This window comes from Cellulosimicrobium sp. SJTW-1 (genome assembly GCF_047716875.1).
Classification (GTDB): Bacteria; Actinomycetota; Actinomycetes; order Actinomycetales; family Cellulomonadaceae; genus Cellulosimicrobium; species Cellulosimicrobium funkei.
Window position 1 is genome coordinate 726,753 of the sequence record NZ_CP136680.1, and the last position, 11,604, is coordinate 738,356.

General features: G+C 73.2%; 14 protein-coding genes and 1 tRNA gene. 7 read left to right on the forward strand and 8 right to left on the reverse strand.

The window, feature by feature from the left end; genetic code table 11:
• Positions 1-187: 187 nt before the first annotated feature.
• Positions 188-1,834: a glucan endo-1,3-beta-glucosidase gene (locus RSE42_RS03345; protein ID WP_415297866.1), complete on the forward strand. Its 1,647-nt coding sequence runs from the start codon at positions 188-190 to the stop codon at positions 1,832-1,834.
• Positions 1,835-1,949: 115 nt separating this feature from the next.
• Here the strand turns inward: RSE42_RS03345 and RSE42_RS03350 are convergent, their stop codons facing one another.
• Both RSE42_RS03350 and RSE42_RS03355 read right to left on the reverse strand, forming a co-directional pair.
• Positions 1,950-2,237 carry a DUF4287 domain-containing protein gene (locus RSE42_RS03350; RefSeq protein WP_144721523.1) on the reverse strand — a complete coding sequence of 96 codons (288 nt, stop codon included), beginning with the start codon at positions 2,235-2,237 and terminating at the stop codon, positions 1,950-1,952.
• 71 nt (positions 2,238-2,308) lie between these two features.
• On the reverse strand, positions 2,309-2,548 hold the full coding sequence (locus tag RSE42_RS03355) for a three-helix bundle dimerization domain-containing protein (protein ID WP_144721525.1): 240 nt from the start codon (positions 2,546-2,548) through the stop codon (positions 2,309-2,311).
• A 218-nt stretch (positions 2,549-2,766) separates the two neighbouring features.
• On the opposite strand from RSE42_RS03355, the gene RSE42_RS03360 reads away from it, so the two are divergent.
• Together RSE42_RS03360 and RSE42_RS03365 are read left to right on the forward strand one after the other, a co-directional pair.
• On the forward strand, positions 2,767-3,228 hold the full coding sequence (locus RSE42_RS03360) for an ATP-binding protein (protein WP_415297867.1): 462 nt from the start codon (positions 2,767-2,769) through the stop codon (positions 3,226-3,228).
• A 96-nt stretch (positions 3,229-3,324) separates the two neighbouring features.
• Positions 3,325-3,510 carry a hypothetical protein gene (locus RSE42_RS03365; protein ID WP_114553134.1) on the forward strand — a complete coding sequence of 62 codons (186 nt, stop codon included), beginning with the start codon at positions 3,325-3,327 and terminating at the stop codon, positions 3,508-3,510.
• A gap of 29 nt (positions 3,511-3,539) precedes the next feature.
• On the opposite strand, the gene RSE42_RS03370 is transcribed toward RSE42_RS03365, so the two are convergent.
• A tRNA-Lys gene (locus tag RSE42_RS03370) sits at positions 3,540-3,612 on the reverse strand.
• Positions 3,613-4,017: 405 nt separating this feature from the next.
• Between RSE42_RS03370 and RSE42_RS03375 the strand changes: the two genes are divergently transcribed.
• The gene (locus tag RSE42_RS03375; protein ID WP_061266560.1) at positions 4,018-4,299 is read left to right on the forward strand and encodes a HesB/IscA family protein; all 282 of its coding nucleotides are present in this window, start codon (positions 4,018-4,020) and stop codon (positions 4,297-4,299) included.
• Positions 4,300-4,465: 166 nt separating this feature from the next.
• On the opposite strand, the gene RSE42_RS03380 is transcribed toward RSE42_RS03375, so the two are convergent.
• On the reverse strand, positions 4,466-5,182 hold the full coding sequence (locus RSE42_RS03380) for a M50 family metallopeptidase (RefSeq protein WP_043655079.1): 717 nt from the start codon (positions 5,180-5,182) through the stop codon (positions 4,466-4,468).
• A 295-nt stretch (positions 5,183-5,477) separates the two neighbouring features.
• On the opposite strand from RSE42_RS03380, the gene RSE42_RS03385 reads away from it, so the two are divergent.
• Both RSE42_RS03385 and msrB read left to right on the forward strand, forming a co-directional pair.
• The gene (locus RSE42_RS03385; protein ID WP_415297868.1) at positions 5,478-7,001 is read left to right on the forward strand and encodes a DEAD/DEAH box helicase; all 1,524 of its coding nucleotides are present in this window, start codon (positions 5,478-5,480) and stop codon (positions 6,999-7,001) included.
• A 131-nt stretch (positions 7,002-7,132) separates the two neighbouring features.
• The gene (gene msrB / locus RSE42_RS03390; protein ID WP_034652513.1) at positions 7,133-7,561 is read left to right on the forward strand and encodes a peptide-methionine (R)-S-oxide reductase MsrB; all 429 of its coding nucleotides are present in this window, start codon (positions 7,133-7,135) and stop codon (positions 7,559-7,561) included.
• Here the strand turns inward: msrB and RSE42_RS03395 are convergent.
• The 4 genes from RSE42_RS03395 to RSE42_RS03410 form a co-directional block, all read right to left on the reverse strand.
• Positions 7,530-7,991: a DUF2809 domain-containing protein gene (locus tag RSE42_RS03395; protein ID WP_241769894.1), complete on the reverse strand. Its 462-nt coding sequence runs from the start codon at positions 7,989-7,991 to the stop codon at positions 7,530-7,532. The genes msrB and RSE42_RS03395 overlap by 32 nt on opposite strands.
• A gap of 19 nt (positions 7,992-8,010) precedes the next feature.
• Positions 8,011-8,508 carry a MarR family winged helix-turn-helix transcriptional regulator gene (locus RSE42_RS03400; RefSeq protein WP_034652516.1) on the reverse strand — a complete coding sequence of 166 codons (498 nt, stop codon included), beginning with the start codon at positions 8,506-8,508 and terminating at the stop codon, positions 8,011-8,013.
• A 170-nt stretch (positions 8,509-8,678) separates the two neighbouring features.
• Entirely contained in the window at positions 8,679-10,394 is a 1,716-nt protein-coding gene (locus RSE42_RS03405) for an MDR family MFS transporter (protein ID WP_137279712.1), read from the reverse strand.
• A gap of 141 nt (positions 10,395-10,535) precedes the next feature.
• Positions 10,536-11,036: a MarR family winged helix-turn-helix transcriptional regulator gene (locus tag RSE42_RS03410; protein WP_051028182.1), complete on the reverse strand. Its 501-nt coding sequence runs from the start codon at positions 11,034-11,036 to the stop codon at positions 10,536-10,538.
• A gap of 166 nt (positions 11,037-11,202) precedes the next feature.
• Here RSE42_RS03410 and RSE42_RS03415 point away from each other — a divergent pair, with 166 nt between their 5' ends.
• The gene (locus tag RSE42_RS03415) at positions 11,203-11,436 is read left to right on the forward strand and encodes a hypothetical protein (RefSeq protein WP_415297869.1); all 234 of its coding nucleotides are present in this window, start codon (positions 11,203-11,205) and stop codon (positions 11,434-11,436) included.
• The last annotated feature ends 168 nt before the right edge of the window (positions 11,437-11,604 follow it).

Here is an 11,604-nt window from a genome sequence, read left to right on the forward strand (position 1 = left end):
AGAGCGCCGCGGCGTCGATCCATGGCCCCCAGCACGCCGCACCGGACTCGGGGGAGCGCTCCCTGGCGTCGCGGGCCGCTGTCCGTTACGGTCGTGGCAGCGCTTCCACACCTCCTGTGGCAACGCTGTCGCCGGAACGGTCCGGCGACCGGTTTCGACGGAGCAACCGAACAGGAGCAGATCCCGTATGCCTCACGACAGGAAGAACAGCAGCAGACGAGCGTGGGCCGCGCTGTGCGCCGCGGTCCTCGCGGTGAGCGGGGCGCTGGTCGGCGTGGCGGCGCCCGCGAGCGCGGTCCCCGCGACCATCCCGCTGACGATCACCAACGACTCGGGCAGGGGGCCGATCTACCTGTACGTCCTCGGCGAGCGCGACGGCGTCGCCGGCTGGGCGGACGCGGGCGGCACGTTCCACCCGTGGCCCGGCGGGGTCGGGCCCGTGCCCGTCCCGGCACCCGACGCGTCGATCGCCGGACCCGGCCCCGGCCAGTCCGTGACGATCCGGCTCCCGAAGCTGTCCGGGCGCGTCTACTACTCGTACGGCCAGAAGATGACGTTCCAGATCGTGCTCGACGGGCGGCTCGTCCAGCCCGCCGTCCAGAACGACTCCGACCCCAACCGGAACATCCTCTTCAACTGGACCGAGTACACGCTCAACGACGGCGGCCTGTGGATCAACAGCACGCAGGTGGACCACTGGTCCGCGCCGTACCAGGTGGGCGTCCAGCGCGCCGACGGGCAGGTCCTCAGCACGGGCATGCTCAAGCCGAACGGCTACGAGGCGTTCTACACGGCCCTCGAGAGCGCGGGGTGGGGCGGGCTCGTGCAGCGCGCGCCCGACGGGAGCCGCCTGCGCGCGCTCAACCCGTCGCACGGGATCGACGTCGGGAAGATCTCGTCGGCCTCGATCGACTCCTACGTCACCGAGGTGTGGAACTCGTACCGCACGCGCGACATGGTCGTCACGCCGTTCTCCCACGAGCCCGGCACGCAGTTCCGCGGCCGGGTCGACGGCGACTGGTTCCGCTTCAGGAACGGGTCCGGGCAGGAGGTCGCCGCGTTCAAGAAGCCCGACGCGTCGAGCGTGTACGGGTGCCACAAGGACCTCCAGGCGCCCAACGACCACGTCGTCGGGCCGATCGCCCGCACCCTGTGCGCCGCGCTCGTCCGCACCACGGCGCTGACGAACCCGAACCACCCGGACGCGAGCAGCGCCGGCTTCTACCAGGACGCCCGCACGAACGTGTACGCGAAGCTCGCGCACCAGCAGATGGCGAACGGCAAGGCGTACGCGTTCGCGTTCGACGACGTCGGCGCGCACGAGTCGCTCGTCCACGACGGCAACCCCCAGGCCGCGTACATCAAGCTCGACCCGTTCACCGGCACGGCCACGCCCATCGGGAACGGCGGCAGCACCGAGCAGCCGGGCACCCCCGGTGGTCTGCCCGCCGGGACGGGCGCGCTCCGCATCGGGAGCACGCTGTGCCTCGACGTCCCGTGGGCCGACCCGACCGACACCAACCAGGTCCAGCTCGCCACCTGCAGCGGCAACGCGGCGCAGCAGTGGACGCGCGGCACCGACGGGACGGTGCGCGCCCTCGGCAAGTGCCTCGACGTCGCTCGCAGCGGGACGGCCGACGGCACCGCCGTGTGGATCTACACGTGCAACGGGACGGGCGCGCAGAAGTGGACGTACGACTCCGCGACCAAGGCCCTGCGCAACCCGCAGTCCGGCAAGTGCCTCGACGCCCAGGGCGGCGCACCGCTGCGTGACGGCCAGAAGGTCCAGCTCTGGACCTGCAACCAGACCGACGCCCAGCGCTGGACGCTCTGACCGCGCCCGTCGCCTGAGCGGCCCCGCGCCCCGGTGCCCGACGACGCCCGCTCCCGGGACGTCGTCGGGCACCGGCGTGCGGGCCGAGGGAGGGCCGCGCCGGGCCCGCCGGGTGTCAGGCCGGCCGGGTCGCCTTGCCGTCCAGCCACAGCGTGTCGGAGTCGTCGCGGTGCGAGCCGTCGGACTCCACGTGCTTCGACGAGATCTGCGGGCCCTTCGTGATGACGTGGACCATCGCCATGCCGTGCCCGCGGCCCAGGCCGTAGTCGTCCCGGAGCCACTCGAGGATCGGTGTCGCCTTCGTCGTCTCGTCGAACCCGCGCTCGTGCGCGAGGTCGACCAGCTGGCGCGGGGTCAGACCGGTCTTGTCCTCGACCGCGTCGAGATAGGCCTGGAAGGACATGCGAGCTCCTCGTCGTCGGGGCAGGTCGATCGACCCGCCGCGAACGTACCGACGGCCGCCCACACCCGGACTCATCGGTCGCGGTGCACGCTCCCGCGGGGCGGCCGGTGCGCCCGCTCGCCCGAGCGCAGCACGTCCATCACCGCGTTCTCCACCAGCACCGGCACGAAGTCGCGCACGTGCGCGGCCTGGTACCGGCCCAGCTCCGCGAGCACCTGCTCGCGGACGTCCTCCATCGGCACGTCCGGGAAGCGCGTGCTGACCCGCTCCACCACGACGTCGATCTCGCGGTCCTCGTCCTCGATCGCCATGGTCCGACGGTCCGGCCGCACCCGTCCCGCGCGCAACCAACGGCGGATGAACGGGCGGTGTCGGCCCGCGGTCGGGCCGCCGTCGGGCCGCTGACCAGCCCGGTCCCGGTGGCCGGGCCGGCGGGCTCCCGGCGAGCCGGGCGGGACGGGGTGCGGGCCGGGGGTCCGCGTGTCAGGGTGGCCGCTCCGCTCCTTCAAGCCGCTGGAGGTACCCGCGCGTGGACGACCAGACCCTGATCGACGTCCCCCTCGACGACGCCGACCTCATCACGTCGATGCCGCCCGAGGAGTACCAGCTCGTGGAGGAGTGGGTGCTCTCCACGACGGAGGAGCTCTCCGCGCTGCGCGCCGGCCTCGTGGCGACGCTCGAGAGCCAGGGCGTCCCGTCGACCGGTCGGCTCTCGTTCACGCCGGACAAGCTCGTCCTCATCGCCTCGGAGCTCGCGACCAACGCGCTGCGCCACGGCCTGCCCCCGACGATCGTGCGCCTCGCCCGCAGCGGCGACCGTTTCCTCCTCGAGGTCGCCGACCACGACGTGTCCACCGAGCCCGTCTACGCCGGACGCCGCATCCCCGGCGCAGGCGGCGTCGGCCTGCACATGGCCCGCCAGCTCTCGCTCGACGTCGGCTGGTACCGGACCGACGACGTCAAGACCGTCTGGGCGACGTTCACGGCCTGAGCGTCTGCTGACCCGACCCGACCCTGCGCGCGGGCGCTGACCGGTGCCGACGGGGGTGTGGCCGTCCGCCGAGCCGCGTCGTGAGAGAGTGCGCGCGTGCTCGTCGACGTCTTGCTGCTGCTCGCCCTGGTCACGGGGCTGCTGGCCGCAGTGCTCCTGCGCTCGGCCTACGTGGTGACGCAGGACCCGCGGCTGCGTCGTTCGCTCGCCGGCTGGGGCTGGCCCCTCGCCCTGGCGGCCGTGGCCCTCGGGCTCGTCGTCGCGGCGCTCGACGGCGCCTGACGGGTGCCGGGGCGTCCACAGGTCAGCAGTGGGCCCCGTGGGGTTCGAACCCACAACCTACGGATTAAAAGTCCGCAGCTCTGCCGATTGAGCTAGAGGCCCTGGACGCTGGTGGCGTCCACGCACAGGCTACCCGCGCCCCGCCGTCGGCAGTCCCGACCGAGTTCGGCAGTCCCGACGCAGATCGGCACGTGCGACTGCCGAACGCGGCAGAACGTGCCGAACGCGGCAGTACGTGCCGACCCCGGTAGCGGGTGCCGATCTCAGACCGCGACCCCCGGCGGGCGCGCACCCTATGCGGCGCTCCACGACGTGTCACCCGCGGTCTTGCTCCGTGAGAAATTTGGTGAGAACCGGGCGTTTCGCTTGCGACGGTCGGCGGTTCTTGTTTCGGTGGAGAAGACCGAGGAGCCCGCGGGAGGGTGCACCGACGGCAGGTCACGCCGGCCAGGCGTGGGCCGCACGGACGTGTCCCGCAGGTTCCGCCCGGCGACGAGAGGAGCTCTCGTGCTTACCCTGACCGACAACGCCCGTTCCGCTGTCCACGACCTGCAGACCCAGGCCGGCGTCCCCGAGGGAGGCGGTCTGCGGATCGCCGAGTCGGCGGACCAGGCGGGCAGCTTCGAGCTCGCGCTCGTCCCCGCCCCGCAGCCCGACGACACGGTCGTGGAGAACGGCGAGGCGAAGGTGTTCGTGGAGTCCGCCACGGCCCCGACCCTCGCGAACCTCACGCTCGACACGGACCCGAACGCGCAGGGACCGGCGTTCGTCCTGACGCCGCAGGGCTGACGGGACGTTCCCGGCGCTCGCGCCGGACCATCTCGACGACGCGTCCTCCTCCTCCAGGCGCGTCCTCGGTCCCACGACGGGCCGCTCGCTCCGGCGGGCGGCCCGTCGTCGTGTCTCGACCGGCCTGCAAGGCCCGCTCGACCGGGGTGCGACCGGTACGCGAGGGTCAGGCGGCGGGCCCGACGATCCACGACCCGCCGAGCACGGCGGCGCCGACCGTCACGACGAGGAACACCCCGACCCAGAACAGGCCGGGCATCCGGGTGAGGCGCGCGAGGATGTCGGCGTCGGAGGTGCTCGCCCGGCCGCGCGACCGCTCGGACTGCAGCTCCAGCACCGGCCGCACGGCGCCCAGCAGCAGGAACCATGTCACGGCGTAGGCGACGGCGCTCTGCACGGGCGGCGTCGCCCACCAGGACACCCCGACGAGCGCGGCGCCGGTGACGAGCACGGACCAGAGCCCGAACCAGTTGCGGATCTGCAGCAGCATGAGGGCGAGCAGCACGACGAGCAGCCACAGCAGCCCGACGGCATACCCCTGGCGGAGCAGCGCGGCCGCCCCCAGGCCGATGAGGCCGGGGCCGACGTACCCCATGAACGCGGTGAGGACCATGCCGAACCCGCGCGGGCGCCCGGACGAGACGGTGAGCCCCGACGTGTCGGAGTGCAGGCGGATGCCCGCGAGCCGACGGCCCGTGAGCAGGGCCGCGATCGCGTGCGACGCCTCGTGCGCGATGGTCACGACGTGCCGGGCCACGCGCCACACGGGCGTGACGAGCACGACGACGAGCGCGAGGACGCCCATCGCGACGACCACGGCGGCCGCCGGGGGAGGGACGGGCGTCGTCGCGGCCTCCCACACCTGCCCGACGACGTCCCCCACGGACGCGGCGACGTCACTGCCCGCGGTGGAGGCGTCGGCGGGCGCTCCCGCGACCCCGCCGCGGGGGAGGGCGGGCAGGACGGTGAGGGCGTTCGCCAGGGCGTGCACGCGCGACATTCCACCACAGGGCCCTGTGCCCGAGAGTGCCGAGACGCACCTCACCCGGCCGCCCGTCGTCGGGCATGAGACACTGGACGTTCGAGGGCAGCGCGATCCCGCGCGCCCGGCGTCGTGGAGATCCCCCCGGATTGCGTGCGGCGGACCCCGACCTTGAGCCCCGAGAGGCCCATCACCTGTGACTTCCTTTGCCGACTTCGGCCTGCCCACCCCTGTCGTGCGCGAGCTCTCGCGCCAGGGCATCGACTCCCCGTTCCCCATCCAGACCGCCACGCTGCCCGACTCGCTGAAGGGCCGTGACGTCCTCGGCCGCGGCCGCACCGGCTCCGGCAAGACGCTCGCGTTCTCGCTGCCCACCGTCGCCCGCCTGTCGTGGGCGAAGTCGTCGCTCTACCCGCGCCGGCCCCGTGCGCTCGTGCTGTGCCCGACGCGCGAGCTCGCCAACCAGATCAACGCCACGATGGAGCCGGTCGCCAAGGCGCTCGGGCTCGTGACGACGACGATCTTCGGCGGCGTCGCGCAGTCGCGCCAGGTCGCCGCGCTCGACAAGGGCGCCGACATCGTCATCGCGTGCCCGGGCCGCCTGGAGGACCTCCTCAACCAGCGCCTGCTCACGCTCGACGGCATCGAGATCACAGTGCTCGACGAGGCCGACCACATGGCCGACCTCGGGTTCCTGCCCGGCGTGAAGCGCATCATGGACAAGACGCCGAAGCAGGGGCAGCGCATGCTGTTCTCCGCGACGCTGGACAACGGCGTCGACCAGCTGGTCAAGCGCTACCTCAGCAACCCGGTGCGCCACTCGGTGGACGACGCCGCGGCCGCGCCCCCGCAGATGACGCACCACATCCTCGCGGTGCGCGACGCGGACGCGAAGAAGCAGATCGTGCACGAGCTCGCCTCGGGCACGGGCCGTCGCGTGCTGTTCATGCGCACCAAGCACCAGGCGAAGAAGCTCGCGAAGCAGCTCACCGCGGCGGGCGTGCCCGCCGTCGACCTGCACGGCAACCTCGGCCAGGGCGCGCGCGAGCGCAACCTCGAGGCGTTCTCGTCGGGCGCGGTCAAGGTGCTCGTCGCCACGGACATCGCGGCGCGCGGCATCCACGTCGACGACGTGGAGCTCGTCGTGCACGTCGACCCGCCGGCGGAGCACAAGGCGTACCTGCACCGCTCGGGCCGTACCGCCCGCGCCGGGTCGGAGGGCGTCGTCGTCACCGTCATGCTCCCGGAGCAGCGCGGCGACGTGCGCGACCTCACGCGCAAGGCGAAGATCACCGCGCAGCCGCAGCCCGTCGCCCCGGGCGACGCGACGATCAAGGGGCTCGTCGGCGAGGTCGCGGAGTACGTGCGCCCGTCCGACATCACGCCGCCGCAGACGCAGGCGAAGCGCGGCACGGGCTCGTCCAACGGCGGGTCGCGCGCGTCGCGCCGTGGCCGTGGCGGCCAGGGCGGCGCACGCCCGGCCGCGCAGCCCGCGGGCCAGGGCACGACGGCGGCGCGCGGCCAGGGCGGTCAGCGCCCGGCGCAGCGCCCGACGGGTGCGGGTCGCCCCGAGGGCGGCGCCCGGGACGGCCGCGGCACCTCGGGCACCGGGAACGGCGCGGCGGGCCAGGGCGGCGGCCGCCGTCGCGGTGGCCGTGGCCGTGCGCAGCGCCCCGCCGGCGGGTCGAGCACCGTCTACTCGACCTCCAGCCCGCGCTGACGCCCCCACGCTGAGGCAGGAGAGAGTCGCGGTCGAACCGGTTCGGCCGCGACTTTTTCCTGCCCTCAGCGGGTGGGGCGGGGCGGGAACACGGGAGCGGTCGGCGTGGTTGGGACCGTCGGAGGTGGACCATGACCAGCCAGACCCACGAGAACCAGCCCTACGAGGTCGTGAAGACCGACGACGAGTGGCGCGCCGAGCTGTCCCCGCAGGAGTACGCCGTGCTGCGGCAGGCCGGGACCGAGCGCGCGTGGACGGGCGAGCTGCTCGACGAGAAGCGCGTCGGCGTCTACGCGTGTCGGGCGTGCGGGAACGAGCTGTTCCGCTCGGACACGAAGTTCGACTCGCACTGCGGGTGGCCGAGCTTCTTCAGCCCGCTCGCGGGCGACCGCGTCGAGCTGCTCACCGACCGCAGCCACGGCATGGTGCGCACCGAGGTGCGCTGCGCGCGCTGCGGCTCGCACCTGGGCCACGTGTTCGACGACGCGCCCCAGACCCCGACGGGCGACCGGTTCTGCATGAACTCGGTCAGCCTGACGTTCGAGGCCGGCGCGGAGTAGCCGACCGGGCGCCGACGCCCGCGTCGACCACGCACGCGAGCGCCACGCCCACCAGATAGCAGACCAGGTCCCGCACCGCGAACGTGCTGCCCAGCAGCCACGCCGCGGGCGGGACCGCGTCGTTCACGGCGGCGGCGACGCCCGTCGCCTGGAGCGCCTCGACCGCCCAGCACCACCCCAGCGCGACGGCGCCCGCCACGAGCGGGCGCACGCGCGGCGCCACGAGGACCACGAGGACGAAGGTCGCGACGGCGTAGAGCACGTCGCCGCCGACGTCGCCCCACGGGTCGGGGACACGCGTCGCGACGACGAGTCCCGCCACCACGACGAGCGCGAGGACGAGCGCGACGACGGGCCGCCGTCGGACCCGGGCCACCCCGCGGCCGCGCGGGGCGTCGTGGGGCGGGCGGGCGCCGTCGGGCACGGTCATGCCGCGCCGGGGGCCAGGGTCACCGGTTGGCGGCCCAGCGCACGACGTCCTCGGAGTACCGGTGCAGGAGCGTCGCGAGCGTCGCGACGTCGCGCTGGTCCCAGCCCTCCAGCGCCTCGGTGATCGACGTGACCCGCCCGCTGTGCGCCGCGTGGAGCCGCGCCTCGCCGTCGGGCGTCAGGGTGATGAGCTGCCCGCGCGAGTCGTCGGGGTCGACCTCGCGCGCGACGAGGCCGAGGTCGTGCAGGCGGCTGAGCTGGCGGGAGATCGTCGCGCGCCCCACGCCGAACTGCGCCGCGAGCTCCGAGCCGCGGACGCCGGGGTGGTCGGCGATGTGGGCGAGCAGCGGGTAGGCGCTCGCCTCCAGGTCGGGATGGATCCGGCGGGCCATGCCCGTGGCGACCGCGCCGGCGCGGCGCAGCAGGATCCGCAGCTCGCGTTCGAGGTCGACGTACGCGTCGTCGTCGACGTGCGCGGTGTCGGGAGCGGGGCGGGCCGGAGCGGTCTCGGGGGGCACAGGGCCATCATGGCGCGAAGGGCACGGCCCGGTCACCTTCCTCCCCGGAACCTCACCCGCACGGGGCGACGGGAGCTCCCCGCGCACGACCGAGGGGGTGGTCCCGGACAGTCCGGGACCACCCCCTCGGGGTGTGTCGGCGGTGCCCCCGTGCGGCGGGGACGCCGACGTCAGCGCGACCGGCGCGCGGTCGCCTCGTCGTCGACCACGCCCGCGGGCTCATAGGCGCCGAGCAGCGTGGACTCCGTCTCCTCCGCGAGGGTCACGCGACCGGGGGTCGCGTCGACGGGGGCGTCCGCGCCGAGCAGGGCCGCCTCCTTCTCGAGGCGCTCCTGGAGGCCGGTCTTGGTGCCGAGCGGCACCTCCTTAAGGAAAGACACGGCGATGAGCGCGACGAGCGCGAGCGGCACCGCGACGAGGAAGATCTCGGCGATCCCGTCGCCGTAGGACTTCTCGACGAGGTCCTTGATCGGCGCGGGCAGGGTCGAGACGTCGGGCACGGCGTTGCCGCCGCCCATCGACCCGGCCGGCACGCCGAGCTGGGTGAGGCCGTCCTGGATCGACGTCGTGACCTTGTTCGCGAGCACCGCGCCGAGCACGGACACGCCGATCGCGCCGCCGAGGCTGCGGAAGAACGCGACGGTCGAGGTCCCGGCCCCCATCTCCTCCACGGCGAGCGTGTTCTGCACGGCGAGCACGAGGTTCTGCATGAGCATGCCCATGCTCACGCCGAGGAAGAACAGGTAGACGCTGATCAGCGTGAAGCTCGTGTGGTAGTCGATCGTCGACAGCGCGAAGAGCGACGCGACGAGGACCGCACCACCGGTGACCATGAACGCCTTGTAGCGGCCGTAGCGCGTGATGAGCTGGCCGAACAGGGTCGACGCGACGAACGTGCCGACGATCATCGGGATCGTGAGGAGGCCGGACTCGGTCGGCGTCTTGCCGCGCGCGACCTGCATGTACTGGCTGAGGAACACGGCGGTCCCGAACATCGCGACGCCGACCGCGACGGACGCGACGACCGCGAGGACGAACGTGCGGTTCTTGAACAGGTGCAGCGGGATGAGCGGCTCGGGCGTGACGCGCTCGACGAGCACGGCACCGACGAGCGCGACGACCGCGCCGCCGACCATCGCGAAGGTCTGCCACGAGAGCCACTCGAAGTTCTGCCCGGCGAACGTCACCCACAGCAGGAGCGAGGACACGCCGGCGCTGATGAGGATCGCGCCCCAGTAGTCGATCCGGACGACGCGGCGCGCGACCTTCGGCAGGTGCAGCGTGCGCTGGAGGACGACGATCGCGGCGATGGCGAACGGCAGGCCGACGAAGAAGTTGAGGCGCCAGCTCACGGCGTCGGTGAGGACGCCGCCGAGCAGCGGCCCGCCGATCTGGCTGACGGCCATGATGCCGCCCATGAGGCCCATGAACTTGCCGCGCTCGCGCGGCGAGATGATGTCGGTGATGAGCACCGTGGCGAGCGCCATGAGGCCACCGGCGCCGATGCCCTGGAAGGCGCGCAGCGCGATGAGGGTGCCGACGTTCTGCGAGAGCCCCGCGAGCGCGGAGGACACGACCGCGACGACGAGCGCGATCTGGATGAGGACCTTGCGGTTGGTGAGGTCGGCGAGCTTGCCCCAGATGGGGGTCGAGATCGTCATGGCGAGGAGGGTCGAGGTGACGACCCACGTGTACGACGACTGCGAGCCGTCGAGGTCGCTGACGATCTTCGGGAGGGAGCTCGAGACGATCGAGCTCGCGAGGATCGCGACGAACATGCCGAGGAGGATCCCGGAGAGGGACTCCATGACCTCGCGGCGGGTCATCGGTGCGGGGGCTCCGGCGCTGCCGGGCGGTGCGGTGCGTTCTGCGGGGGTGCTGGTCATCAGGCGCTGGGTTCCTTGCTCACGAGGCCGGGGCGGGGCGCACGTGTCGGGGGGCGGTGTCAGGTGGTCGGGGGCCGGTCCGCGGTGCGGCCGGTGGTCGGGGCGCGGGCCCGACGGCGCAGGGCCGCCGGACGTCGTCGGTCACCCGGCGGCGCGGGGGGAGTCGTGGACCGCGACGACCGCCGCGGCGACGCGCTCGATGTGGCGCGTGGCCTCGACGATCTCCTCGTCGCCCCAGTCCGCGAACGTCGTCGCGGCGAGGACGTCGATGTGCTCGTACGCCCGCACCAGGAGCGCGCGGCCCGCCTCGGTGAGCTCGACGGTCCGGGCCCGCCGGTCGTCGTCGTCCACCGTGCGGCGCACGAGGCCCGCGTCGACCAGGTGGCTCACCTGGCGGCTCGCGACGGAGAGGTCGACCCGGAGCTTCGCCGCGACGTCCCCGAGCTGGACGGGGCCGCAGTGCTGGAGCATCCGGAGCAGGCCGAACGACGCCCGCGGCATGTCGAGGTCGCGGGCGATCCGGACGGCGGACTCCCGCTGGGCGCGCGCCAGGTCGTCGAGCGCGCGGACGAGTCCCGCCGCGGGGGACGGGTCGGGGGTGAGTCCGGGGTGCGCGACGTCGGTCGCGGGAAGGGCGGTCACAGGCACAGGCACTCCTTGGTTGCTGCAGGCAAGCATACGCTGCAAAGTTGCTTGTAGCAACCATCGGTGGATCGAGGGTCCACTCTCGACGGGCGCGAGGTGCTCCGTCGCCCTACGGTGAGGCCACCACCCCTCGACGGCGAGGGGATCGGAGAAGGGGGAGAAGATGAGGAGCACAGGTCGAAGACTCTGGTCGGCGGCTGCGACGGCGGCGCTCGCGTTCGGCGGTCTGGTGGCGACGGCGCCCAGCAGCCAGGCAGCGCCCTGCGGGTTCTCGAAGGTTCAGCACACCTCGTGGACCTACGTCGCCAGCAACAAGATCTACCGACAGACGCCGTACACGTCGTACTACAAGAACTGCACGTCCTCGACCCAGAAGAAGCGGCTCGACATCGCCTAGGGTATCGACATCGGCTGCAAGTCAGTAGCCCCGGGGAAGACGGTCAGCTGGTACTGGGTCAAGAACAGTGCCAACCCCGCCTACATCCGCGGCGTAGCGAACTGCTGAGCGAGTCGGTGCGGGGCCGTCGAGGAACGCGACGGCCCCGCGCGGGCGGCCCCTCCTATC